Genomic DNA, 25,557 nt, shown 5'->3' with positions numbered 1-25,557 from the left:
CGCAGCTTTTTGTTGAACCTTCCTCTTTCGGAAATCTCTATGCTTCGAACAGAATCCGCCCGAACCGTTCCGGCACATGGAAATTCACCGCGCCCGTCGGCGACCAGGCATCGAACGTCCGCTGTCCGTCCTCGCCCTCGTCGATCCGGAACCAATTGATGCGCCAGCAGTCTCCCGGCCGAGGGGCCTGCCCCAGATCCTCAAACGCGATTGCCGCCTCATAGACAAGGAGCCGCTTCGGCTCGCTGACATAGGTTACTGTCGTCCGCAGCAGCCCGGCATCCCACTCGGGCTGGAACAGCTTGTCCTTGCCCGGTTCGCAGACGATTCGCGAATCGAAGACGACATTATGCGGGCTGATGTTGAATTCATAATACGCGTCGGCGTCTTCCCCCGGCTGGATGAAGCATTCCACCACATCCGCTTCGAACAAGGGCTCATCCCGCTTCGTATAAGGGCTTACAATGCGCTCATCCTCGCATTCGAAGCGAAGATATAAGCTCCGCTTGGACCAGCAGGCCTGAACCTGGGTGCGGTAGCGCGGAGCTTGCCCGGTGACGACATCGGCCAGGACCGCCGCCTCCGCCCCCTTCCAATCCGCCTCGCCGTCGGGCACGCGGCGGCATATGTAGCGTGGCACCGGGCTATCCGTTGCCTTGCTGAATACTGCTTCTGTGTTCGCCTCTGATGTCATTGCCATCTTCCTTCCTCTCGTCCATCTCGTTGTTCCGGCTCGTTCATTATAGCAAATTCGCCCCGCCGGAGCAGGTACCGGTTTGCCCGGAGACGCATCCGGGTAAAGTATGGACAACCCTATGCAGCAAGGAGGGAAGCCGAATGCCATGGAACGAGCACAACTATCCTCCGTCCATGAAGCATCTGCTGTCTGAGGTGCGGGCCAAGGCGATTGAGATCGCCAACGCTTTATTGGAAGATGGCATGGAAGAAGGACGCGCGATTGCGATCGCGACCGCGCAGGCCAAAAAATGGCATGGAGAGCACTTCCCGGACCATTCGGGGCCGGATCACGTCCTTCATGTCGTCCCGGCCGGCGAAGACTGGGCGGTAAAAGCCGAAGGGCGGAAGCATCCGCTCATGACGGCGCCGACGAAGCAGGAGGCCGTTCAATACGCTCAGCAGCGGAAGGCGTCCGATGGAGCCGATATCGTCATTCACAGGCAGGACGGCACCATTCAGAGCCGCAGCACGACATGACGCGATGGCCCCCGCCGATCGCGAATGCCCGCGCAGCACGGCTCCGGGGCCGTGTTGCACGGGACAATCATGGAGCGGATTGGACCAGGACAGGGCTGGCCTTCTCGCAATGCGGCTGTTACAAGTGACCTTTATTTTTGTAAAATTCATGGTAGAGCTTCATTAACGCCCGTTTCTCTATCCGGGAGACATAGCTGCGCGAGATGCCCAACTCCTTGGCAATCTCCCGCTGTGTCCGTTCCTCCCCGCCCCCATCCAGACCGAAGCGGCCGCGAATCACTTCCTGCTCCCGCTCATCGAGAATATCCAGATTCCGGTATATTTTACTTTTCTCAATTTTGAGCTGCACTTTATCGACGACTTCATCGCCGTCCGTGCCAAGAATATCTATTAGCGTGATTTCGTTGCCTTCCTTGTCCGTCCCGATCGGATCATGAAGGGAGACATCTTTGCGCGTCTTTTTCAAAGAGCGAAGATGCATCAAGATCTCGTTCTCGATGCAGCGGGCGGCGAAGGTCGCCAGCTTCGTTCCCTTGTTCGGCTGGAAGCTCTCGATCGCTTTGATGAGTCCGATTGTGCCGATGGAAATCAAGTCCTCCAAGTCTTCTCCGGTGTTGTCGAATTTCTTCACGATGTGCGCAACCAGGCGGAGATTGTGCTCAATGAGCGTGTTGCGCGACTGTGCATTGCCTTCCGCCATCCGCTGCAAATGCTTCATCTCATCCTCTTCCGCCAACGGCTGCGGAAACGCATTGTTCTTGACGTAGGATACAAGCAGCGTCAATTGCTTGATGAACACGGCGATTGCAGCAAATAAACCCGTCATGCTAGCCACCTCCAGGAGTCTGACAACGTTCTATTCTGCGATTTGCGCCTAGCGGTATCTCTTCGCAGCAAGCCGAATCCCGGCGCAGTGATACATTGTATGTAGGCGATGGCCCAGAAGTGCATGTACGGGGAAAGCTGCCATTGTATTTTTGGCTGGATGGAGTTGGGAGGTGAGCGGCTAGGTATGAGGAGAGAGAAAGTGAGGGATGTGTAAGTGTGAAGGGAAGAGAGGCTGTTCCGTGGGATGGGATTAGGGGATGCGGCCCGCTGGGGTTGCGAGTAAATCTTATCGCAAGCGGGGCCGTTTTTTACTTTGTGCATCCGTGAAGGATACGACATGCCCGGTTTATTGTTCATCACGGTGACTTTACGATTCCAATCCACCATCCGTAGGATACGACTGCTGTTTGACATGCTGTCTCGGCTCTTTCTTTATTTCAAGGATGCGACCACAGCTCGGAGACACGTATCCTTCGACATTCCAATTCAATCCACGCATCCGCGTAGGATGCGACCGTAACGATCATCCATCCCGGCGGCCACCCTGCCATTTCAATCCACGCATCCGCGTAGGATGCGACCCTCCACCGTCCCCGCCGTGCCATGCAGATACGGATTTCAATCCACGCATCCGCGTAGGATGCGACAGTATGGGCTGCTCGCGAACCTATGAGTGGTCGAATTTCAATCCACGCATCCGCGTAGGATGCGACGCGTCCGGATGTTATCGTCATGGACTACGTAGAATATTTCAATCCACGCATCCGCGTAGGATGCGACCTCACGCTGTTCGCCCCTTCCCGGCGGGCTGCCATATTTCAATCCACGCATCCGCGTAGGATGCGACGTTGAGAGCCTGCGGATTTATCTCGATATCCTGACGATTTCAATCCACGCATCCGCGTAGGATGCGACCCACTGGAGCCGGCGACCATACAAGCACATCTTGATTTCAATCCACGCATCCGCGTAGGATGCGACGGCTGCAGTCACTATCCCTTGAGCCTGAAATGACTATTTCAATCCACGCATCCGCGTAGGATGCGACCGTCCAGAAAGAAATTGCAGGAAATAGCAGATTTTATTTCAATCCACGCATCCGCGTAGGATGCGACACTTGCTGGATGCGGAGCAGTCATACCCGGCCAGAATTTCAATCCACGCATCCGCGTAGGATGCGACGGAACCACGCAGATGTCGACATCTTCCAAAGAGATTTCAATCCACGCATCCGCGTAGGATGCGACTTCAATGGGCAGGCCCGGATCGTAAAAGTCCACGTATTTCAATCCACGCATCCGCGTAGGATGCGACGGGCATATGTGCTGTCTGATTGTTGTCATCGACTATTTCAATCCACGCATCCGCGTAGGATGCGACTCGTTTCCCGCGTCCGGATTCCCTTCCTGGCGACAATTTCAATCCACGCATCCGCGTAGGATGCGACAGCGAAATATGATAGTAACAATCAATTTTGGCCCTTGATATGACCGAATCAATCAAAACATCCATACCATAGCCTCTAAAAAGAGGTTTTTCCAAGTCAGTAACAAACGATAAAAAGAATATTACCCATAATATAGAAAAAACAAGGTACGAATCCCCCAGTGATTTTATGTGCACTAGACATTCGCACCTGCAGATAACAGCCCCACCCATGTTAATCCAGTCTTCTTCGCTATATGTCACTTCAATTTTTTCAGGAGGAAAACCTTATCTGGTGAGTGTATTTCTGTCATACACCTACCTTAAGTTCATGATTGTTACGGGCATTATTGCAGCACGAAACATATTTCCTAGTCTATTCATGCTAGATTCCGAAAAAGAGAGCAAGTTTCTTTTTTCGCCTAAAAGTATTACTTAAGACTATCCTTTATTTGTTGGACCCACTGTGGTATTAGCTTGGCCTCGTATTTTATTGATCCATCTTCTACATCCAGAACAATTTCGCCGCTTGATTCGCTATTGTCGACAACGATTAAATAATCAATAAGATGAAGATGGGAAATCAAATTTTGGAGCGATGTTTATACCTTCTTATAATATCTCCAGCCGGAATATGGCGCCCGCCGTTTCGAACTCTTGCGGCAACCCGTTCTATATTGAGATGAGAATCACCAGGACCCACAAAAACATCGTTTCTTTAAATCCCTTTGCTCTCGCATCTCGTATAAGTCGTACTGCATTCCCCCCAGTCAAAGCCGTTTCTATAGAAAAATCCCGTTTATTGCGTATACAGTCTCTAGCAATCTTGATCGCTTCTTTTACCTGCTGAAAATTTACGACTCTCTGGTTGATTCGGATCAATGCCACGAGCCAAGGCGTCAGGATCAATATTCATACTAAATCCCAGTATATCTACAATCAAATCTCGAATTGTACTTTTACCGCTGCCATTATTTCCGGCAAATACATATATTACTGCGGAAGGTTCACTCATGAGGCAACCCTGGATCGTTTAATGTTATAATCTCACCATTAACATATTCTTTGACGATTTGACCTTTATCCGTTTTATACACAACGTAAGTCCCGTTTGCTTTTGCATCCAGTTTGGCTCTATCCCCTGTAAGCCTAATTAATTTTCGGAAGGCCTGAACACGCTCCATTGCATTTACTCCTTCCATTAGGCTATAAACTTGCCAATATTATAGCATACTCACAGTGGGTCAAGGATTAGCATACCGCTCATCTATTCGAATCTGGAGTGAAGCAACCACGTGGGATACGATGGGAAAAGTGCGTTCGACATTCGGCGTGTTACGGATTTCAATCCACTGCTTCCGCGTGGGATGCGACCGTATTTCCGTTCAATCTGCTCATCCGTGCATGATTTCAATCCACGCATCCACGTGGGATGCGACTACACGTACGAGACCGAATGGACAAGCGAGGAAATTTCAATCCACGCATCCACGTGGGATGCGACTTGCACGGTCGTTAAGCGCACGATACAGTATGAATTTCAATCCACGCATCCACGTGGGATGCGACAAGCCACGTTGAAAGCATCAAGAAGTTCCTGGAATTTCAATCCACGCATCCACGTGGGATGCGACTTGCCTTTTTGCCTCTCTCATGCCTACGGATATAATTTCAATCCACGCATCCACGTGGGATGCGACAGCGAAAAATGATTGTTACAATCATTTTTCGTTCTTACTATGATTCAATTAATCAAATTAGCTATAGAATCAATCTAAACTAGGTGGTTTCTCACTTCTGTAATAAATCACAAAATGGTTTTTATCCATAATATGAAAAAAATGTGGTGCGAATCCCCCGGGGATTTCATGTGCACTACACATTCGCACTAGAAAATTAGGGTCCCTTCCATATCGATCGATGCCTTCACGCCAATATGCTCCACCTTGCTTTTGTAGTTGTTTCCTAATTGATAAAATCGCAGGCTGTCTTCCTTTTCATCAATCATATCGACAAGTTGGATCTTCAAGCTGGCGAACTGAGCTGCGTCTACATTGCATTCAAAAACAGAGTTTTGCACTCTCTGACCATAATTTTGGCATAACTTTGCGACTTTACGTAACCTGCGCTGCCCGGCAATGCTGGTCGTGCTGACATCATAAGTGATTAGTACCAACAATTATACTACCTACTTCCAGAGAAATGGAGGGTACTCATCTAGATCATCACGCAAATAACGAGCTAGCAACAGGGCCTGGGCATGCGGGACAAGTCCCCAACTGATTTTCTCTCCCAGATAGGGATGCACAATCTTTTCTTGTTTCTTATCCTGCCATGCCTGCAAAAATCTTTTTCTCGCCTCATCTGTCATCAAGACAGCGCCGTTTTCCTTCTTGTAAAAATCATCCTTGTTCACAATCTTTTTATTAATCAAGGTGAGAACAAATCTGTTCGCATAGATTCCCCGCAGCTCTTCCATTACGTCCAGAGCAAGTGAAGCCCGCCCCGGACGATCGCGATGTAAAAATCCGACATAAGCATCCAGCCCGACCGCTTCCAATGCGGAGGCCATATCATTCGCCAACAATGTGTACGCAAGCGACAACATCGCATTTACATTGTCCAGCGGCGGCCTGCGTGAACGGGAATGAAAGTAAAAATCGTCTGTCTGTTGCAGAATCATTTGGCCAAAAGCCTTATTGTAACTGACTGCAGCTTGTCCTTCTAAGCCTCGCAAACGTTCCAGATCTTCACAAGCCCGTACTTCCAGAATGAGGGACGATAACTGCGCGGAAATCTCCTTGAACTGATCAACATTGATTCGCAGCGGGTAGTCTCGCGTCATCCGCTCAATCATCCACTTCTGGTTATAAATTTTGCCGACAATAAAATTGCGTGCAATTTGCGCGGACAAGCTCTCATCTTCAGAGACAAGGTATTGCTTTTTCCGCAGCACTACATTTCCTTTGCTCTGTCCAATGACCCTGGCCAGAAATCTGCCGGTCACCGTCATAAAGGTGATCGCGATATTCCGATCTGCACAATACCCCATCAACGCAGGACTTGCTCCTGTATAACCGAAAGCGACGATAGCTTCCAGATTGTGCAACGGAAGACGGCCCAGCTTCTCTTCTCCCTTCAGCAGCACAATATTGTCCCCGTCCAATGCCATATAAACGTCCGGCTGGTTTACATATAACGTGTTAAGGAGACGCTTCATCTTTGATCTTCCCCTCAATATAACTTTTTACCGTCCGTTTGTTCATCAAGGCCGGCAGGCAGATGGATTGCAGCGAGCAGTTTTTGCAATAGGGCCCGGTTTTGACTTTGGGCGTATGGCTGCGCTTATAATAATCATGCATTTCCGCTGCCACAACTCTGACCCTCTGCTTCACATCATCCGTGAGCGGAACTTCAATTCGACGCTTCAACTCTTGATAAAAAATATATCCGGTCTGCACATCGCACAACAGCATCTCTTCCAGACAGAGCGCTTGCGCAGCCAGTTGGAATACATCGGATTCATCCGTCTTAGGCTTGCCACGCTTGTATTCTACAGGATACGCAATATATTTTCCCTCGGCTCCATTAATCGGAACGCCACGACTGTCTTGTATGAACTCGACCACATCACAGATGCCTGTCAACTTCAATTCATGCGACTTGACAGACATAGCGCGGACGACAAGCTTGTCGCCGCGCTTTTCCCTCGTGAATGGTTGATCTGCATTGCGATGGAGATACTGCCCTTCGATCGTCTTCACATTCTCTTCCCATTGCTGTTCAATGTGAATCAACGCCCATTGCCGCTTGCAGAATTGAAAATGCTGAATGCCAGACAGCAATAAGTAGTTGTCTTCATCATTATAGGCCATCAATGATCTCAACCTTCAGACCTTCCAGTTCGTTAACTGTAATGTCGTAGTGTTCAAATGATTTTGGTTCTTCTCTATTTTTGCTGATGTGCAAGGAGCGGTGCACTTTTGCAGATGAATACTGACCCAACTTGCTGCTGTGCTCCCACCAATACACCTTGTGCACCTCCATACTTCCTTCAGGTCTGGCGGAAGAGGCGTCATTTTCGAACAGCGTTACGAGCGCCTGCTTGATTTTTTCCGCATCCTCCACGGTGAAGCCCGTCTTCTCCGCTAACTGCGTATTGATGCTGCCATAGAAGACATAGACGCCGAAGTCTACGCGGTGCTTCATGCCCATTGTGTCCGATCCTCTTTTCTCGCCCGGCTCCGAATTAACGCTCTTCGTGATCTGCATACTCGTAATATCAATCGGATCGACGCTCGTTGCGGTATGTATCGACACCGGACCGCGCACGCCTACAGATACCCCTTTACCACCGCTTCCCTTGAAGGCAAACACCTGGCCAAAACTGCGGACATCGATCCACTGCTCGCAAGCCGTTTTCGCAAACTCTTCGCCGGAACTGTCTTTTTGATTTACTATTTTCGCCAGTGCCTCGTTTCCTTCCGCACGCTCTCGCAAGCTTTTGAGCTGATCATCGCTTCTATCATTGGATTGGACAAAAATAGGTTCGCCGAGATCTTGAAGCCGGTTTCGAATTTTCCGCTTCAGTGCGACATCCGACACTTCACCGTGGCCATCATAGTTTTGACGGGGGCGATTGCCATTCAGCGGATCTCCATTTGGATTCGCTTTGATTACCGAAAAGACGACAGCAAAATCAATTTTATGATCAAGAATTGTCATGATTCAGTCTCTCCTTCATTGGATGGTTTGGTTTGATTTTCTTCCTTCTTCTTTCCTTGGAAAAAGTCATGTCTTTGGCTGGAGAGTCCCAGCAAGTATTTTCCGGATAAAGGCTTATCATTAAAGTCTTCATAGTTAAATGCAGATAGAATCTCATCCATCAATTTCGTCAGATCCGTACATTTCGCGCCCAATCGCGCCTGATACGGCTGCAAACTCGCTTGAATCACCTTCCACGTCCGCACCGGATGCTGTGCGAACGAGTTCATATAGCGAATCGCATTCGTTGCGCGCGTCTCTTCTGAACCTAGCGCACGCCGCTCCAAAATATCGGCCACCGCCAGCAATCTCCCAAACAAATAGCTTCGGTCCGTGTTCTCCTTGTCCAGCGCCACTGTGTACCCCTCCTTCTGATAAAACTTATTTACTAAGGCGCATGCGATGCTGAGCGTCTTCTCCCACTCCCACTTTTCCATCGCCACCGGATTGGACGCCCGGCGAACGACGCTATTCACAATATCCGCCGGAATTTTGACGCCGTCTACCATGCACGGAAGCATACGTTCCATTAGACCTTTTACGAGCTTGTCGCTGGCTGATGTTCCGTAAGCGGCATATGCAATATCTTTCGTCGCCGGTGTGCCGAAAAATTGAACATAATCACCATTCTCATCTTTGCGATAACGGTGCAGCCATACACAACTGGAATGCCACTCCACCAGCTTCTCAAAATAATGCTTCTTGTCCAGATTGCGATAATAGAGCACCGCCATGCGCCCGGTCGTGGCAGAATCAAGAATCAACAGGTTCACAGCGGGATTCGTAATCGACAGCTTCTGTCCTGCTCCATACCCGGCCAGATAACTCCCAATGTCCCGCGCCAGCCCTTCGTTCGTGAAAGACTCCCTTTTGTTCGCCGCGCTTTGTTCCGGAAATAGGGCAAAGGTATCCTCTCCGGGACCCGGCACGTCTACCGCATCGTTCGACCACACGAGAAACACGCGCCCATCAATGATTTTCCCTTGGCGGTTAATGAGCCATTTCAGCGCATTATGAGCTTTTTGCGATACCTCATAGCTAATGCCCGCCGCTTCCTGACTGCTGCTGAACCGGCCGCGGAACGTAAATCCTTTGTCATCATTGGCCGAGATTAATTTTGCTTTGTCTGCCGGATTTCGTATTTTGTTCGCATGCTTGTCCGTACTTGGCACCCATTGCCCCGTCACATAACACAACTTGTTGTTGCCCAGCTTACTGTTATAGTAGCGAATGAACGAATCATACACCTCCGGATCTTTCCACACTTCCTTGAGCGGCCGAACCGGGGAGTAAACTGTAAAACGAATGAATGCGCTTTCTTGCTCGCCATTCAGCACGCCAAACAGCGGTGGTTTCTCGTCACCGTATTTTTTATCCCATTTTCCAATCAGGCAACCGTCCCCATCGAGAGACAGTATGTGTTCTTCCACTGCTAGATCGCGTATGAGCCGCTTTTTATTCAAATATGTAAAAATACTGACAATATGGGGATGGCTGAATGGAGACAGCGCCCACTCCTGCAAATTTTCAATATATTTTTTAAATTGATCCGCTTTCTTGGCATGTCCGCCATAGTCAATATAGTCTCCGGCCACATAGCTTAACTTATCATGCAGCGGATAAGGAAATACGGCGGTTCCTGAGCGACTGGAGGAATCCTCCGTGCACGGAATCAATGTGCTGGCATCGCTCTTGTCAATGACGATAGCGGAATGGAATTCACCGTCTTCCGTCACGCGAACTTCAATGTGCGCCGTCTGTGTCGTATGAGATATCGGAAGCAGCGTGAACTCTTGCCCGTTATGCTTCTTCTCGACAACCCCGATCCGATCGAGGTTCGACTCATACGTCTCATATAATTGCTGCAACCAACTCATTGGCTTCCCTCCACTTCCAGGCGGGACTCCAGTTCCTCCACCGATTCGATCTCCCCAGCCGCAAACGTCTTCGGTTGCATCTCAGCCACGGGACGAACAAGCGTACATTGTTCCGGTCTAATAAATTCAATGACACCATTCTTCATCACCGGATTCCACAGCCGCGTCTCCATCTGCTTCCTGCCCGTCTCATCCGGATAATTAATGCCGTGTACCATCGTTCCGAGATGGAGCTCGCCATAATTGTCATAGAAGCCCTCTCCTGTGCCAAATTCGCACGGCTCTACATAACCTTGGCATTCTCTGGCCCCCAGGAAAATATCCCGGCGTCCTCCCGCCCGCAAAGCGCGCTTCAAAATATTGTGGTGCTTATTTTCGTTGCGATCATACTCCAAGTCCGGCCGGTTCGGGTTGAACACGAAATGAGCCCGGCACTGGTAGCGAACATCCCTTAAATAGGAATAGTATGCCAGCGTATTGCCGCCGCCATAATCAAGCGGGCGAACTCCCTTCGACTCCATCCGGATCGGGTTCATGACGCGGACGGCATCCACAATGAAGAGAATAGTAGGTTTCCAGTAGATTGATTCGACGATCCCCTTCAATGCCTGATAGGTTGGGATGGGGTACGACATCTTTTCCCCGCCCAGCTTCGTTAATGGATCTGTAAACAACGCATAATTCCCGAACACTTCGAACTCAATGCTGTTGCGTATCAACGCGCCGCCTCCTTTCCACAATTCCCCTTCAACTACAACTTCATTCTACCTTCTCCTACAAGAAATAACAATCCCATCTAATAAAATATTATATGAACATTTTGTAACTGTTATTGCATGAAGTATAATTAAATTAACACATCTATTATAGATATGACCTTGGTTATGCTATAATTAGTTGTCGCTGTGATAGCGCGGATTGAAAAATATAGTATTTTATTAGAAGCCTATCTTCAAACGATAGGCTTTCTCTATTTAAAAACTTAAAAAACTCATGACGCTATCATTTTTCAGGTCGACTCCAAAATGCTCGCTGTAGGCCCCCTCCTTCAATACAAGCACTTTCCCGTCGAGACAACTCTCCAGCCCGCCGCCGCGATCCAACTCACGGAGATCGTGTTCAAACAAATTGACCGTGAACTGCTGCGCCCGTTTGAGCAAGCGCGTCAGATCATCAATGCTCCCGCCCCCGTTCAGTTCGGCTATGACTTCCTTGCCTCCCTCTCCATATGGAACAATGACAGAGCGCGTATGATCGTCAATAACGTGAAAATGTTGCGCAGCCGTACCGTAACTGTTGGCAAGGAACAGCGGCAGCCATGTGTTTTTCTCCCCTTTCTTTTTCCTGTCCTGATGATAAGCCTGAAAGTAGCTGTCCGCTTCCATCCGGCCGGCATACAACAAGACTGTCATATCTTTGCGAAGCTTAGGGACAAAATAATTCAAGTCCGCTTCCAGCTTCATATAAAATCGTTGGAAATAATACTCCATCGCCTGCTTCGACAATAACTGACCTCCATGCGCCGCCGCATCCCGCTTCAAATCGACAAGCATCGTGCGTGTCAGTTCCTTGCCGATTTGAATCTCCTTCAAATGCTTCAGATTCTCTTCCGCGTGGTCGATAATGTAGACGTTCCGGACCTTATCCTTCCCGTGGCGATTGCATCGTCCCGCCGCTTGCGCGATCGAATCCAGTCCGGCCAGGGAGCGTATGACGCACTCGAAGCTGACATCTACTCCGGCTTCAATCAACTGCGTGCTGACGCAAATCACTTTTTCCTCTGCTTCAAGATGCGCCCTGACCTTGTCCAAAATCGCAACCCGGTGAGCGGGACACATCGACGTGCTCAAATGATACAAATGTATTTTCCCATCCGAGCCGAACTGGCCTTGTTCCTGCATCGCTTGCAATCGTCCATACAGCGCCTTGACGACCGATTTCGTATTCAAAATAACAAGCATATTTCCCGCTTCCTGAACGGCATCCCGGACAAAGTCTGCCAAGTCTTCCGTACTCCAGGCCTTGTCGGTAGCTTGATCTACCAACTCGACACGCTTAAAGGCATCGATTACGCGATTAATATCCTGTATCATCTCGGTGTCCGCCCCGATGTCAAGCTTCTGCTCCACGAACTGCAGCGCTGGCTGCGTCGCCGTGCACAGCACGATACTGGAGCCCCCATACTCCTTCAAAAAGTTCAGCGCCTGATTGAATAGGGAAATACAATGCGTAGGGACCTTCTGTACTTCGTCAAATATAATGACTGCATCACACAAGTTATGTAGTCTCCGTATATTCCTGCTTCCATGGGCGAAAAACACGTTCAGGAATTGCACCATCGTCGTAAAAATGATCGGCGAATCCCAGTTGTCTTTAGCCAGGTTCGCCTTTTGCCGCGCCGTCAGCGCCAGCCCGTCCTGCTCCTCGTCGTCTTCCTCCATCTCTACTTCCACGACGTTGGAGTGATGCTCCAAAATATTCGCATCGTCCTGCAATATTTTGCGCACCGTGGCTGCATTCTGCTCAATAATTGTTGTAAACGGGACAACATAGATAATCCGCTGTTTGCCAAAGGTTAACGCATGCTTCAAAGCATATCTCAAGCTAGCCAGCGTCTTGCCGCCACCGGTCGGTATCGACAGTGTATAAATAGAAGACGGCTTCAAGGCAAAATGTTCGCATAACTCGGACATTTCGCTCCGCAACCGCGCAATTGGCGTATCTGCGTCTTTATTTTCCTCGAAAGAACGAAGTTGCGCCATCAACTTGTCATAGTATCCTTGAAACAATGCCATCACGTTCTGTTCCGGCTCGTCCGGCTCTCCCATCTCAAACCAGCGCGTGTTCGTCCGGTCGGCATCGATCAAGGCACTGAACACGAACTTGGTCAGGAACATCAGCTTCAGTTCCATACTCTTGGCAGGCACTCTGGCCAGAAATTGTTCCACTTCCACAGCCGCCTGATCCACATATCCCTGGAACTCCTGCTCGCTCATGACATGTGTAAAAAAGGCTTCAACGCTCTGATCAAACTCCTCCAACTTTTTGTAAGCAACCCGTCTCAAGTAAGGAGATTCCAAATCCGGATCCAGAAAATCATGCAAATAGGAATGATGCGAAATAATCGCATTGCCTACAACCTCAGCCAAAATCGCTTTATAAGGCGCTTTCGCATCCGCATGAAAACGATCATAAAGCAACCGTCCTCCGGCCGTAGAATGATCAACATCCCCCCGGCGCAGCCGGTCCTCGGCTCCGCTCGCAGCCGCCAATATGTATGTCCTGAACTTCTCCGTATATTTCCCCATATCATGAAGCATTCCCGCCAGCCCGGTCACATGAGGAATATTCAATTTCTTGCCGTATTCTTCCGCCAGCGTCTTCACTTCCAGCAAATGCCGTTCCACAGTCTGTACCTTCTCATCGCTCATGCGAATATGAGCAATCGATCGCATTTCAGCACCCCTTTTTACAATGCTCGTAGTTACTGTACCGCACACATGATGACAACTAAATGTCAGGGAACTTATTTATTTCGAATGCTGACTTAGTTATACACCTCCATCCAACGCCGTAGTCGCTCGATGAACTGCTTCCTTATCGAAAGCGGCTCCAGAATTTCGGCAGACGGGCCATACTGGGCGAGCCAATTCAGGAAGCCTTGCTCATGGTTGACTGTCGCCTCGAACAATAAGCTTCCGTCGGGCAAGTCCGTCATTTTGGGGCGCACGAACATCTCCTCTTCCTTAATATATCTGGCCACATCGGGCTGAAATTTGATCTTGAACGTAATAAGCGAGTCGCCCCGATGGACCGACCAGGTATGCTTCATATAGTGGTGGATGTCGAAATCGCCTTTGTCGAAACTTTTAGTCGTTATTTCGACGCGATGAAACCGGCTCATGCGGAACATTAAAATGTCCTGCTTCCGATGACAATACCCGATTAAGTAGAAGCGTTGCTCGCGAGGCACAAGACAGTACGGATCGATCTCGCGCTCTGTAATTGTATTGCGGCTTTGGGTATGGTATACTGCACGGATTGTCTTCTCCGCTATAATCGCTTCCATCACAGGGAGTAGGTAATTTGGACTATCTCGCTCTGCCTTGTAAGCAGGCGTCCCCATCTGTATTAGATTTGTGAAGTTCTCCATTGCTTCCCTGCGCTTCTGCTTCTCCTTGGCATGCGTCGCCATGACTTTGTCGTATGCCGAATCGAACAGAGGAGACAGCTTGCTTTTGTCCACCATGGAAGGGAGGACAGAGAAGACCATCTCCTCTTCTTCTGTAAAATTAAGCGGATACATCGCGAAGTTGCCTATAAAGCGATACCCTGTTCCGTATCCATCATTCGTTATAGGCACGACGAGATCTAGCGTTCGCAAATCCCGATATATGGTCCGCTCGGAAGCCTCACATTTGTCGGCCAGCTCCTGCGCCGATATGCCAGGATTCGCCTGTATGGCTATGACCATTTTCAGCAGCCGTATCATTCTATCGGACATCTTTGACTCTCCTCCAGATGCTATCATCATATCCTATAAATATTGGATATTCGACAACATCTATAGGTCTTCCTGCCTGCTTCTGCAAAAAAATCAGACTAAACAACCCTTTTCTTCGTTAACAATGTATGGGCATTTGGAATTACCTCTATTTTTATACCAATGTAAAAGCTGCTGTACATCCTCTTGGGATGCGCCGGTAAATACGTATTCCTTCGCTTTGGATGGCGAATCTATCACGAGTTCAATCTGGAAAATGCCAAATATGCGTTGGATCCAAGTTTGACGACAGGTTATCGATTGGATCGCTTGGCGCTGTACATAGACTGTAGTTCGCGTAAGACCCGGCTTCGCGATCACACATTGATTCCCATGAACTTCCCATAGCGTTCCCGAATATTTTCGGCTTCCTCGCCAATATATTGCTGCCGCGAACGGAAACGTCAACCATGCCCACAGAGAAAAAAATGTGGAGACTAAGATGACAAGGCTTACCGCAATGACCGGAAGCCACACAAAATACATCGCCTTTCCCGCCGCTAAATGGCGCTGAGGCTTCACGATTGTAAATTCGGGCAACAGCCGCTTCAATGCAGCATGCATCTCTGACCTGTGGACCGCGGGCAGCAGAAGCTTCACCTTCTTTTCCCCTGCATACCCAACGCAATCCATCCAGATGGACACATAACCAAAATAACGACTGAACAACTGCTCCTTGACCCGGATCGACTGAATCTTCGCAGTCCGGAGGGAGATTGATTTCCTCTCATACCATCCATACTGGATATGAATATAGTCACTGTCTCGGATAACGGTCCATTGGTTATAGCGAATCTGCATCATGACCAGAGACAGCAACCAGGACGTGAATACGCACAAGGCAATAATGCCAAGAAGCGCAAGCAGAACGGGTATAAGCTCCGTCGTCAATAATTCTTTCCATCTTTCATCTTGAAAAAAACGGACCACGCTTACTTCTTCTTCCGTGCTTGGTTCAACCCAATCCCATACATACGTTACGATAGTGAGACATAGGGGAACCCCCAGCCAGAACGAATTGGAACTAATCGCCCTCATCAAAATATCCTTGGGTTCAAGTACCCAATTCGGCTTTGCTTGGTTCGAGACACGCGACACGGGTCGATTAATTCTGGCAAGGAGCATGTCTGCGTTGCGTTGAGTCAACACGAACCTGGCATCCGCCTCTTCGTTCGAATCTGAAGTGTGCAATTCGGCAGTCGCCGAACCTACTAGCCGATCGGTCCAAGTCTGTTCTACCGATATATTCGTTATTCGCTCCAGCGGAATTGTTCGTTGGGTGGTGATAAGCGCTCCTCTTTGAATGACGATCTCAGAGTCCCCGATCTGATAAGTGTCTTTCCACCAGGAAATAATAGACCACAGCAAGATAGATAGACCAATGACGACAGCTACCCCATATACCCAATAAGGCTGTTGACCTGTGCCGGCCTTGATCTCCCTGAATAGCAAGAGAGTATAGGGGATGATCATATAGCGGATCGTTCGATACAAATGTACGGCAATCTTGATCGGATGCTGTCTATGGATTGTACGCATCAGTCTCACCTATCTTCGCCAGTTCAATGACCTGCCGCCGCAGTTTATTCGCATCATCTTCCAATAAACCGACGATGCCAGTCGCATCACCTGCCGTTACGATAACGACTTCAGATATGCCCAGCTTTTTCTGGATGACGTCCTGATCAATATCTACATGCTGAACACGGCTAAGCGGAATAACCGATGAATTGACGGACCATATGCTGCCCCACCGAATCACAATCTCATCCGTTGTCAGGACGTAACTTCTTCGGGCATAGCTGAACCGAACTCCATATATGATATAGAATACGTCTTTGCTCCAATGAAACAAGAGATAGGCCGCATCAACATATAGGATCCACTTCCATTGGGGCAACCACATCAAATAAACGATGATCGGGATGCTTGCCAGCGCAGTCCGCTTCAATGCAGAGAAAAGCCGATAAATTCGCCAATATGGCACCACATTTGGATGCAGTTGTTGCTGCTCGCTAACTGTCGTATTCATAGCTGCGTACATCCTCACCTTCCTTCGTACTGATACTATAAATTCTATTATGGTTGAAGAAAGTGACAACGGCCTGTCAGGGAACAAGTGTTCCACAAAAAAAAGACAAGCATCCTGCCCCCGCATTATCTTTTGATAAGGGGGATAGATGCTTCTTAGGTTTCATATGTTTTCTACGTGCCCGTGCAGGATGCGACGCTCAAATGTGCGCTTGAACTGCTTGGAGAGGTCCACGAATGCGAGTAGAATGCCACAATGCTTACTATTTTGGTAAGTTTCTTCGTCCTCTATCCACGCATCCGCGTAGGATGCGACCCAGTCGGGCATGGCGGTATCCAGCGTCGGCGCACGATTTCAATCCACGCATCCGCGTAGGATGCGACGCGTCCTCTTCATCAACGAAGACATGCTCTTCTTTATTTCAATCCACGCATCCGCGTAGGATGCGACCATGGAGCCATCCTACTAGGAACCTACGACAAGATTTCAATCCACGCATCCGCGTAGGATGCGACCCAAATGCAACTACGCTACGAACGGGAATATGGACTTATTTCAATCCACGCATCCGCGTAGGATGCGACGGCAATTGGCGAGCGGCCAGACGGAGGGATTCTCATTTCAATCCACGCATCCGCGTAGGATGCGACGAGTTCGAGGAAATGCACCGAGAAACAGCGTGAGACATTTCAATCCACGCATCCGCGTAGGATGCGACGCCGCCGTATGTGATCGCATAACATTCCTTATTATTTCAATCCACGCATCCGCGTAGGATGCGACACCATCTTGGGCATAATCCATGGCCCACCACCAATTTCAATCCACGCATCCGCGTAGGATGCGACGGTCATCCACTCGAAATCCGTATCCGGTCTATTCGCATTTCAATCCACGCATCCGCGTAGGATGCGACGCTCGGTCTGGTCGATACGGTCATAGGACGGATTATTTCAATCCACGCATCCGCGTAGGATGCGACTGTCCTTTACGTAGCCAAACACGTTAGCCTATACGGATTTCAATCCACGCATCCGCGTAGGATGCGACGCTGCGGCCCCCTCTCAAATAAGCCGGCGGGAGGTAGATTTCAATCCACGCATCCGCGTAGGATGCGACTGTGGTAGTCGTATTATTGGTAGCGCGCATGCATATTTCAATCCACGCATCCGCGTAGGATGCGACAAATGACAGTTTATCGCACCTCATCGGGTACTTTGATTTCAATCCACGCATCCGCGTAGGATGCGACTAAAGCAGATGACATATTGGGGGTGATTGAGTAATATTTCAATCCACGCATCCGCGTAGGATGCGACCATGGCTAGGATAGATAAACTAATCCAGAAAATATTTCAATCCACGCATCCGCGTAGGATGCGACGCCGACAATCCGCAAAACGGGCGGTTATGTAGCATTTCAATCCACGCATCCGCGTAGGATGCGACCCCCCATGAGGTAATTGGCATAGTCGCTTTGTATATTTCAATCCACGCATCCGCGTAGGATGCGACGCTCCTGACAATAGGCGGCGGGTACCTGATGTACAAATTTCAATCCACGCATCCGCGTAGGATGCGACATGGCGACCAATATAGCAAAGTGACGAAATTCGAAATTTCAATCCACGCATCCGCGTAGGATGCGACTACCGATGTGCTCATTGATTGCCACAAAACGCGCAGCGATTTCAATCCACGCATCCGCGTAGGATGCGACCCGTACATACGATAAATAATCCATTAAAGAAAATATTTCAATCCACGCATCCGCGTAGGATGCGACACCACTGCCATATAGTCTAGTAATCACACCGTTTATTTCAATCCACGCATCCGCGTAGGATGCGACCTTGTGATTTTGTTCATTCGCGCATACGTCGATCGTATTTCAATCCACGCATCCGCGTAGGATGCGACCTTGTGATTTTGTTCATTCGCGCATACGTCGATCGTATTTCAATCCACGCATCCGCGTAGGATGCGACCTTGTGATTTTGTTCATTCGCGCATACGTCGATCGTATTTCAATCCACGCATCCGCGTAGGATGCGACAGCCGGAATAAGCGCCTGTTTCATCGTTGGGTGTATTTCAATCCACGCATCCGCGTAGGATGCGACCATTGGTCCAGCCTCATGATCATCACCCCTAATCAATTTCAATCCACGCATCCGCGTAGGATGCGACGATAGACCGGGACACAGTACCCGGGGCACTGATGCGGATTTCAATCCACGCATCCGCGTAGGATGCGACTATGTTGCCAATGTCGATATGCCCGCACGGATTATTTCAATCCACGCATCCGCGTAGGATGCGACACAGACGCGGGTATTGCACTTATCGAGGGGCAATATTTCAATCCACGCATCCGCGTAGGATGCGACCAGCAGCAGCTTTACCGGGTGCCACGGTACCCAAAATTTCAATCCACGCATCCGCGTAGGATGCGACCTGGCGACGGCCCTGAACCGAGTCAAGGACACGAACATTTCAATCCACGCATCCGCGTAGGATGCGACGTGTATGACTTGCTAGGCGATATGCTGACAGCGATTATTTCAATCCACGCATCCGCGTAGGATGCGACTGCCTAATTAAAATCCGAAAGGGGATATCTGAATTATTTCAATCCACGCATCCGCGTAGGATGCGACTGTCCGTAAATAAAATCACCTCCTCGACTGGACTACATTTCAATCCACGCATCCGCGTAGGATGCGACCCCTTTCGGGTCGATGAGTTTCATCAAGTTTCGGTATTTCAATCCACGCATCCGCGTAGGATGCGACGGATACATCTTTCTAGGGTCGGACTTGAGCGCTATCATTTCAATCCACGCATCCGCGTAGGATGCGACAGCGAAAAATGATTGTTCCAATCATTTTTCGCTCTTGTTATGATTAAATAAATCAAATTAGCTATAGAATCAATCTAAAGTAGGTCGTTTCTCACCTTTGCCACAAACCATAATATGGATTCTTCCTATAATATAGTAATTTCATGGTGCGAATCCCCCGGGAAATTCATGTGCACTATACATTCGCACTAGAACTTGGGGGTCTCTATCGTTAAATCTATTATCTATAAGTTACCACATTTTGCAGTTTCATAATATAGTGCCTTTCGAGTCCGTATATACAACAATTCATCACTCGCGCATTAATGCGCATCTTACAGGGTCATTGCTCAACATGTTACCGAACCATTTCCAACCGCTCGAACGAGGTCATCACAACTCCCCCATCCAGTTCCCTCTCAACTACACAGGCTGAACCGCAATACCCGCCTGTTCCAACCGCTCCCGCAGGCTGCGGGCAAAGGCCAGCGCATGCGCGCCGTCGCCGTGAATGCAGACCGTATCGGCCTGAATCGCCACGTCATGGCCCTGCACAGAGCGGACAACGCCTTCTCGCACCATGCGAACAACTTGCTGCACCGCTTGCTCTGTGTCCGTAAGCAGCGCATGGGCTTCCCGGCGCGAGGTCAATGAACCGTCCTCCTGATACGTCCGGTCGGCAAATACTTCATGCGCGGTTCGAAGCCCCGCGGCCTGCCCCGCTCGGACCAATTCACTGCCCGACAGGCCGAACAGGATGAGCTCCGGGTCAATGTCATAGACCGCGCGGGCGATCGCATCAGCCAATGGCCGACGGGAAGCGGCCATGTTGTACAGGGCGCCGTGCGGCTTGACATGCCGCATGTTCCCGCCTGCTGCCTTGACGAATCCGAATAATGCGCCAACCTGATACACGACAATGTCATAGGCTTCCTCCGGAGTGATGTCGAGATTGCGGCGGCCGAAGCCTGCCAGATCAGGCAGTCCCGGATGCGCCCCGATGGCAGCCCCGTGCGCAAGCGCCGCGGCCACCGTCTTCCTCATGACCGACGGATCGCCGGCATGAAAGCCGCAGGCGATATTCGCCGAGGTGACGAACGGCAAAATCTCTTCATCCGTCCCCATCCGATAGGCGCCGAAGCTTTCTCCCATATCGCAGTTGATGTCTATCTTGTACACGCGAATCCCTCCTAACGGGCTTGCAGGGCCAGCCCCTGCCTGAATTGAGCGATGCTGTGCTCCCGCATCACATATAACTCCTGTGCTTCCTCCAGAGAAACCTCTTCGAACCGTATCTGTCCACCCGGCTTCACCTGGGCTATCAGCGGCAGATCTACGCTAATCACGTGCGCGATACGCGGATATCCGCCAGCCGTCTGCCGGTCGGCCAGCAGCACGATCGGTTTGCCTTCCGGCGGCACCTGAATCGTGCCCGCGCCAACGGCTGACGAGACCATGTCCAGTGGCTCTGCTACTGCCAACGGCACGCCTTCCAGCCGGTATCCCATCCGATCCGATTGAGGCATGACGCGGAATTGCTCCGCCCAGAGCTTCCGTCTGCTCTCTTCATCGAAGCGATGATATTCCGGTCCTCGCACCACGCGCAGCACCGGATTGTCCTGATAGGCCGGACGAAGCTCATGACTGGCCCCCCACGGAAGCACGACGGCTTCGTCTGAAGCCATGTCCCGCCATAACATTGACGCTCCCGTCTCCAGCACATCGCCCGCTTGAAGCGCCCGGCCGCGAAATCCGCCCATGCCGGCCCGCAAATACGTACTGCGGCTACCCATCACTTCGGGAACATGAATCCCGCCTGCGACCGCAAGATAGATCCGGCAACCGTACACCGCCCTGCCGAAGGTGAGCGTCTTGCCGGCCGGTATATAGATAGGCCGCCATAGCGGAAGGGACACACCGTCCACGACAGGGGACAAATTCCCGCCCGCCAGGGCAATCACTGCCGCCTTTTCGAATACAAGCTTAGGCCCTAATAGCGTAATCTCCAGAGCCGCCGCCCCTTCCTGATTGCCTGCCAGAAGATTGGCCAGTCTGAGCGCCACCGCATCCATGGCGCCGCTCGCCAGCACGCCGCATTTCTGGAATCCGAAGCGCCCGCTATCCTGTACCGTCGTAAGCAGGCCTGCCGTCTCAACCCGGATGCTCAAATCGCATGCTCCTCCCAGCAATCGTATTCCTTCTCAGTTATCGGGACGAAGCGTATCGTATCCCCTGCCCTTAGCAAGGTCGGAGGGGTCATATCCGGGCGAAATAACGGAACCGGCGTCCGGCCGATCAACTGCCAGCCGCCTGGCGTGACAATGGGATAGACCCCCGTCTGCTTCCCGGCAATTCCGACCGAGCCCGCCGGAATCGCCAAGCGCGGCGAAGATCGCCTCGGTGCGGCAATGCGCTCCGGCATGCCGCCAAGATACGGAAAACCTGGCGCAAACCCAATCATGTAGACCAGGTACTCGGCGCTACTGTGAATGCGCACAACCTCATCTGGCGTCAGATGGTTATGCGCGGCGACATCCTCCAGATCGGGACCGAATTCCCCGCCGTAGCATACCGGAATTTCGACAGCGCGTGCTTTCTCATCAAGCCGCATATCCGCCGTCTGTTCTACGGCCCTTTCCAGCTTGGCTTTCGCCTCTTCATACCGCAGTACTACAGGATCGTAAAATACCGTTACCGTGGTAAAAGCGGGGACATATTCGATCATTCCCGGAATCGGATGATGATCGAGATATAGCGACAACAATCGGACTTGTTCATGAGATGCCGGCCCGATGACCGTATCGAATTCCACCACGACCGCGGCATCTCCAAGCGGATAAAAATGCATCCCCGCTCCCTCCTCGACGTGCATTCTCTCATCTCCCATAAATGCCGTGAATATGAATACCCATTCCATACATCTCTCAACTATGTCATACCAAAAAAAAGACGAAGGTGCAATTTACGCCAGACCTTCGTCTTTCTATTACGTACTCATTCATCTTGATAAAAATGCCCGTCTGGTCAAAGATCCGGGACGCTTTTTCGAAGCAGCTTCTCGAATTCGGACACCACATTATCGACGGTAAACCCATATTCCTGAAGCAATCGGTCTGCAGGAGCCGATGCGCCGAACCGATCGATCGCGAGCACGCTCCCCTCTGGACCGGTATAACGGCTCCAGCCCAAGGAGCTGCCCATTTCTATGGCCAGTCGCACCTTGACCTGGGCGGGCAGCACCGTTTCTTTGTAATCGTCCGGTTGCTGCTCGAATCGATCCCAACTCGGCATGCTGACGACCGCCACATGCCATCCTCTGGCCGCCAACGCCTTCCGGGCATCAAGCGCCAGACTCACCTCGGAACCGGAAGCCAATAATAGGCCGTGAGGCTCCCCCGCCGCTTGAGCCAGGACATAAGCTCCGCGCCTTACTCCTTCATCGGCAGTTACGTGATCAACAATCGTAGGCAGCTCCTGCCGTGTAAGCACGAGCACAGAGGGGCGATCCTTGCTGCTCAGCGCCAGCTTCCAAGCGGCAGCCGTCTCATTGCCGTCTGCGGGACGGTAGACGGACAGATCCGGCATGGCGCGCAAGGAAGCCAAGTGCTCGATCGGTTCGTGAGTCGGCCCGTCTTCGCCGACCGCGATACTGTCGTGGGTGAACACATACACGACAGGCAGCTTCATGAGCGCGGACAAACGAATCGCCGGGCGCAAGTAATCGGAGAAGACGAAGAACGTAGCTCCGAACACCTTGACGCCGCCATGTAAAGCCATTCCATTCAACGCGGCGCCCATAGCAAATTCGCGCACGCCGAACCAGATGTTGCGGCCGCTGTAGTCATCCGGGCTGAAGTCCGCTTCGCCTCGAAGCAATGTCTTGTTCGACGATGCTAGGTCGGCGGAACCCCCCAGCAGTTGAGGAACGCGGCTGGCCAGTGCTTGCAGCGTCTCGCTTCCGGAAGCGCGCGTCGCCAGCTTATCTTCCCCTGCGCGATACACGGGGACCATGATCTCCCACCCCGGAGGCAGGTCTCCGTTCATCGCCAATTGCAGTTGTGCCGCGAGGGACGGATAGGCATTCGCATACTGGGTGAACAGCTCATTCCATTGCCGTTCCGCGCGTTCTCCCTCCATTCGCAGCTCAAGGAAATGGGCCCTCACCTCCTCCGGAATATAAAACTCGGCATCTGCAGGCCAGTCATACCGCTGCTTGACCAACCTGACCTCATCCGGGCCTAATGGAGCGCCATGCGCATCCGACTTGCCTCCCTTATTAGGCGATCCGTAGCCAATAACCGTTTTCACCTCGATTAATGATGGTTGCTCCGCGTGGGCTCTGGCTTCGGCCAATGCCTGGGCAATCGCTTCGAGATCGTTCCCGTCATCGACCCGAATCACCTGCCAGCCGCAGGCACGGAAGCGTCCTGCCACATCCTCGGTGAACGACTTCGAGAGTTCCCCGTCCAGCGATATATCGTTGGAATCATACATGACGACCAGGCGGCCCAGCTTCAGGTGTCCAGCCAGCGAAGCCGCTTCCGCCGCCACGCCCTCCATCAGATCGCCATCTCCGCAGATGCTGTACGTATAGTGATTAATGACCGGAAATCCGTCCCGGTTGTACACAGCCGCCAAATGCCGCTCAGCCATGGCCATCCCAACTGCCATCGCAATGCCTTGGCCCAGAGGTCCCGTTGTCGCCTCTACTCCAGGGGTATGGCCGTATTCGGGGTGACCGGGCGTCCTGCTTCCCCATTGGCGGAACTGTCTTAATTCCTCCAGGGATAAGTCATAGCCGAATAAATGCAAAATACTGTATAAGAGCATCGAACCATGTCCGGCAGATAGAATGAAACGATCCCGGTTAAACCATTCCGGATTCGCAGGGCTGACGCTCATGAAACGGCTCCACAGCGCATATGCCATCGGGGCCGCCCCCATCGGCATGCCGGGATGTCCCGATCCCGCCTTCTCGATGGCATCGAGCGCTAATGTTCGAATCGTGTTCACGCACCGCTCGTCAATGTCTATTCCTCTCTGTGGCACACGCGCCTCCTTCCCGGCCTGTGATCTCTGCGAATCGCGAGGCCGCATCCAGCTTAATGATAAGATTCAATGAATTGGTACCTCGCATGGCTGCCCCTGTAGGCGATAAAAGAATGAGTCAGCGCGGCTCCGTTCCTCCGTCGCACTCCTTGCAAAAGCATGCCATCCGTGATGCCTGTAGCGACGAACAGACAGTCGTCCGATCGTACCATATCGTCGAGAGTCAGGATTGTTCCGGGCTTAGGCAGCCCCATCTGTATACATCGCTCAACTTCTCCTTCATGTTGCGGGAGAAGTTGAGCCTGGAAATCGCCTCCGAGGCATCTCAACGCCGCGGCGGCAAGCACGCCTTCCGGCGCCCCACCCGTTCCCGCCAGCATGTCCACACTGCATTCTTCAAGCGCTGTCGCAATAGCTCCGGTCACGTCGCCATCGGAAAATAATCGGACTCTGGCTCCCGTATCCAACACCTCGCGAATCAACCGCTCATGTCTGGGGCGGTCCTGAATCATAACCGTGACCTCGGACACCTTTTTGCCAAGCGCATCGGCCACGGAGAGCACATTCTCCGACATGGGCCAGTCTAAATGAACGCGGCCTGCCGCCTGCGGCCCTACCGCCAATTTCTTCATATACATATCAGGAGCATGCAGCAGGCTGCCTCCAGAAGAAGCGGCGATGGCGGCAATAGCGTTGTCTTGTCCCTTCGCCATCAAGCTCGTGCCCTCGACAGGATCTACGGCAATATCGACTTCAGGCCCTTGCCCGGTGCCAAGCTGTTCCCCAATATAGAGCATCGGCGCCTCATCCATCTCCCCTTCGCCGATCACGATCCGGCCCCGCATGCCGATCCGGTTCATGTTCTCCCTCATCGCTGCAGTGCCCGCTTCGTCTGCCTCCTGCTTGCGTCCCTTGCCTATCCAGAGGGAGGCGGCGATGGCTGCCTGTTGTGTAACCGCCAGAAAATCCATGTACATTTGGCC

At 51.3% G+C, this 25,557-nt stretch carries 20 protein-coding genes and 3 CRISPR repeat arrays; of the genes, 1 reads left to right on the top strand and 19 read right to left on the bottom strand.

The annotated features are described in order from the left end of the window. Positions 1-37: 37 nt before the first annotated feature. Positions 38-700 (bottom strand): carbohydrate-binding family 9-like protein, encoded by a 663-nt coding sequence (locus tag ABD76_RS05965; RefSeq protein WP_242069401.1) that lies wholly within the window; start codon positions 698-700, stop codon positions 38-40. A 137-nt stretch (positions 701-837) separates the two neighbouring features. On the opposite strand from ABD76_RS05965, the gene ABD76_RS05960 reads away from it, so the two are divergent. After that, the gene (locus ABD76_RS05960) at positions 838-1,215 is read left to right on the top strand and encodes a DUF2188 domain-containing protein (protein WP_197255100.1); all 378 of its coding nucleotides are present in this window, start codon (positions 838-840) and stop codon (positions 1,213-1,215) included. A 118-nt stretch (positions 1,216-1,333) separates the two neighbouring features. Here ABD76_RS05960 and sigK read toward each other — a convergent pair whose 3' ends face one another. The 18 genes from sigK to glpX form a co-directional block, all read right to left on the bottom strand. Next, positions 1,334-2,041: an RNA polymerase sporulation sigma factor SigK gene (gene sigK, locus ABD76_RS05955; protein ID WP_006676301.1), complete on the bottom strand. Its 708-nt coding sequence runs from the start codon at positions 2,039-2,041 to the stop codon at positions 1,334-1,336. 485 nt (positions 2,042-2,526) lie between these two features. Then, positions 2,527-3,490: a CRISPR direct-repeat array (repeat unit 32 nt; unit sequence ATTTCAATCCACGCATCCGCGTAGGATGCGAC). A gap of 795 nt (positions 3,491-4,285) precedes the next feature. Then, positions 4,286-4,483: a hypothetical protein gene (locus tag ABD76_RS30375; protein WP_338125060.1), complete on the bottom strand. Its 198-nt coding sequence runs from the start codon at positions 4,481-4,483 to the stop codon at positions 4,286-4,288. Further along, positions 4,476-4,652 (bottom strand): hypothetical protein, encoded by a 177-nt coding sequence (locus tag ABD76_RS05945; RefSeq protein ID WP_197255099.1) that lies wholly within the window; start codon positions 4,650-4,652, stop codon positions 4,476-4,478. The genes ABD76_RS30375 and ABD76_RS05945 overlap by 8 nt, the downstream gene beginning before the upstream one ends. A gap of 222 nt (positions 4,653-4,874) precedes the next feature. Continuing rightward, positions 4,875-5,168: direct repeats of the CRISPR family, unit length 32 nt. Between the two features lie 188 nt (positions 5,169-5,356). After that, a complete protein-coding gene (cas2, locus tag ABD76_RS05940) occupies positions 5,357-5,647 on the bottom strand; it encodes a CRISPR-associated endonuclease Cas2 (protein WP_197255098.1) in 291 nt (96 codons plus the stop codon). 9 nt (positions 5,648-5,656) lie between these two features. Further along, positions 5,657-6,688, bottom strand: coding sequence for a type I-C CRISPR-associated endonuclease Cas1c (cas1c, locus tag ABD76_RS05935; protein ID WP_197255097.1), 1,032 nt, complete (start codon positions 6,686-6,688; stop codon positions 5,657-5,659). Further along, positions 6,672-7,343, bottom strand: coding sequence for a CRISPR-associated protein Cas4 (gene cas4, locus ABD76_RS05930; RefSeq protein WP_197255096.1), 672 nt, complete (start codon positions 7,341-7,343; stop codon positions 6,672-6,674). Before cas4 ends, cas1c begins: the two co-directional genes overlap by 17 nt. Next, positions 7,333-8,193, bottom strand: a complete 861-nt coding sequence (cas7c, locus tag ABD76_RS05925) for a type I-C CRISPR-associated protein Cas7/Csd2 (RefSeq protein ID WP_197255093.1) — start codon at positions 8,191-8,193, stop codon at positions 7,333-7,335. Before cas7c ends, cas4 begins: the two co-directional genes overlap by 11 nt. Beyond that, on the bottom strand, positions 8,190-10,109 hold the full coding sequence (gene cas8c, locus ABD76_RS05920) for a type I-C CRISPR-associated protein Cas8c/Csd1 (RefSeq protein ID WP_197255091.1): 1,920 nt from the start codon (positions 10,107-10,109) through the stop codon (positions 8,190-8,192). The genes cas7c and cas8c overlap by 4 nt, the downstream gene beginning before the upstream one ends. After that, positions 10,106-10,825 carry a type I-C CRISPR-associated protein Cas5c gene (cas5c, locus tag ABD76_RS05915; protein WP_197255170.1) on the bottom strand — a complete coding sequence of 240 codons (720 nt, stop codon included), beginning with the start codon at positions 10,823-10,825 and terminating at the stop codon, positions 10,106-10,108. Before cas5c ends, cas8c begins: the two co-directional genes overlap by 4 nt. Positions 10,826-11,083: 258 nt before the next feature. Continuing rightward, on the bottom strand, positions 11,084-13,564 hold the full coding sequence (gene cas3 / locus ABD76_RS05910) for a CRISPR-associated helicase Cas3' (protein ID WP_197255089.1): 2,481 nt from the start codon (positions 13,562-13,564) through the stop codon (positions 11,084-11,086). A 92-nt stretch (positions 13,565-13,656) separates the two neighbouring features. After that, positions 13,657-14,613, bottom strand: coding sequence for a helix-turn-helix transcriptional regulator (locus ABD76_RS05905; RefSeq protein WP_197255088.1), 957 nt, complete (start codon positions 14,611-14,613; stop codon positions 13,657-13,659). A 93-nt stretch (positions 14,614-14,706) separates the two neighbouring features. Continuing rightward, positions 14,707-16,191 carry a PH domain-containing protein gene (locus ABD76_RS05900; protein ID WP_197255087.1) on the bottom strand — a complete coding sequence of 495 codons (1,485 nt, stop codon included), beginning with the start codon at positions 16,189-16,191 and terminating at the stop codon, positions 14,707-14,709. Beyond that, positions 16,175-16,684: a PH domain-containing protein gene (locus ABD76_RS05895; protein ID WP_197255081.1), complete on the bottom strand. Its 510-nt coding sequence runs from the start codon at positions 16,682-16,684 to the stop codon at positions 16,175-16,177. Before ABD76_RS05895 ends, ABD76_RS05900 begins: the two co-directional genes overlap by 17 nt. Before the next feature lie 283 nt (positions 16,685-16,967). Beyond that, a CRISPR array of direct repeats spans positions 16,968-19,546; the repeat unit is 32 nt; unit sequence ATTTCAATCCACGCATCCGCGTAGGATGCGAC. A gap of 402 nt (positions 19,547-19,948) precedes the next feature. Then, positions 19,949-20,704, bottom strand: coding sequence for a 5-oxoprolinase subunit PxpA (pxpA, locus tag ABD76_RS05890; protein WP_197255071.1), 756 nt, complete (start codon positions 20,702-20,704; stop codon positions 19,949-19,951). A gap of 11 nt (positions 20,705-20,715) precedes the next feature. Beyond that, entirely contained in the window at positions 20,716-21,693 is a 978-nt protein-coding gene (locus ABD76_RS05885; protein ID WP_197255070.1) for a 5-oxoprolinase subunit C family protein, read from the bottom strand. Continuing rightward, positions 21,690-22,397, bottom strand: coding sequence for a 5-oxoprolinase subunit PxpB (gene pxpB / locus ABD76_RS05880; protein ID WP_242069400.1), 708 nt, complete (start codon positions 22,395-22,397; stop codon positions 21,690-21,692). The genes ABD76_RS05885 and pxpB overlap by 4 nt, the downstream gene beginning before the upstream one ends. Positions 22,398-22,549: 152 nt before the next feature. After that, the gene (tkt, locus tag ABD76_RS05875) at positions 22,550-24,574 is read right to left on the bottom strand and encodes a transketolase (RefSeq protein ID WP_338125059.1); all 2,025 of its coding nucleotides are present in this window, start codon (positions 24,572-24,574) and stop codon (positions 22,550-22,552) included. A 53-nt stretch (positions 24,575-24,627) separates the two neighbouring features. Next, complete coding sequence (gene glpX, locus ABD76_RS05870; protein ID WP_197255160.1) at positions 24,628-25,551, bottom strand: class II fructose-bisphosphatase; 924 nt, start codon at positions 25,549-25,551, stop codon at positions 24,628-24,630. Positions 25,552-25,557 lie beyond the last annotated feature (6 nt).

It is taken from the genome of Paenibacillus dendritiformis (assembly GCF_015845845.1).
In the GTDB taxonomy this organism is placed as follows: Bacteria; Bacillota; Bacilli; order Paenibacillales; family Paenibacillaceae; genus Paenibacillus_B; species Paenibacillus_B dendritiformis_C.
This window is presented reverse-complemented; position numbering and strand designations above follow the sequence as displayed.

Coding starts and splice junctions, on each gene's coding strand:
- ABD76_RS05965 (WP_242069401.1), bottom strand. CDS start 700: ATGGCAATGACATCAGAGGCGAACACAGAAGCAGTATTCAGCAAGGCA.
- ABD76_RS05960 (WP_197255100.1), top strand. CDS start 838: ATGCCATGGAACGAGCACAACTATCCTCCGTCCATGAAGCATCTGCTG.
- sigK (WP_006676301.1), bottom strand. CDS start 2,041: ATGACGGGTTTATTTGCTGCAATCGCCGTGTTCATCAAGCAATTGACG.
- ABD76_RS30375 (WP_338125060.1), bottom strand. CDS start 4,483: ATGAGTGAACCTTCCGCAGTAATATATGTATTTGCCGGAAATAATGGC.
- ABD76_RS05945 (WP_197255099.1), bottom strand. CDS start 4,652: ATGGAGCGTGTTCAGGCCTTCCGAAAATTAATTAGGCTTACAGGGGAT.
- cas1c (WP_197255097.1), bottom strand. CDS start 6,688: ATGAAGCGTCTCCTTAACACGTTATATGTAAACCAGCCGGACGTTTAT.
- cas4 (WP_197255096.1), bottom strand. CDS start 7,343: ATGGCCTATAATGATGAAGACAACTACTTATTGCTGTCTGGCATTCAG.
- cas7c (WP_197255093.1), bottom strand. CDS start 8,193: ATGACAATTCTTGATCATAAAATTGATTTTGCTGTCGTCTTTTCGGTA.
- cas8c (WP_197255091.1), bottom strand. CDS start 10,109: ATGAGTTGGTTGCAGCAATTATATGAGACGTATGAGTCGAACCTCGAT.
- cas3 (WP_197255089.1), bottom strand. CDS start 13,564: ATGCGATCGATTGCTCATATTCGCATGAGCGATGAGAAGGTACAGACT.
- ABD76_RS05905 (WP_197255088.1), bottom strand. CDS start 14,613: ATGTCCGATAGAATGATACGGCTGCTGAAAATGGTCATAGCCATACAG.
- ABD76_RS05900 (WP_197255087.1), bottom strand. CDS start 16,191: ATGCGTACAATCCATAGACAGCATCCGATCAAGATTGCCGTACATTTG.
- ABD76_RS05895 (WP_197255081.1), bottom strand. CDS start 16,684: ATGAATACGACAGTTAGCGAGCAGCAACAACTGCATCCAAATGTGGTG.
- pxpB (WP_242069400.1), bottom strand. CDS start 22,397: ATGCACGTCGAGGAGGGAGCGGGGATGCATTTTTATCCGCTTGGAGAT.
- glpX (WP_197255160.1), bottom strand. CDS start 25,551: ATGTACATGGATTTTCTGGCGGTTACACAACAGGCAGCCATCGCCGCC.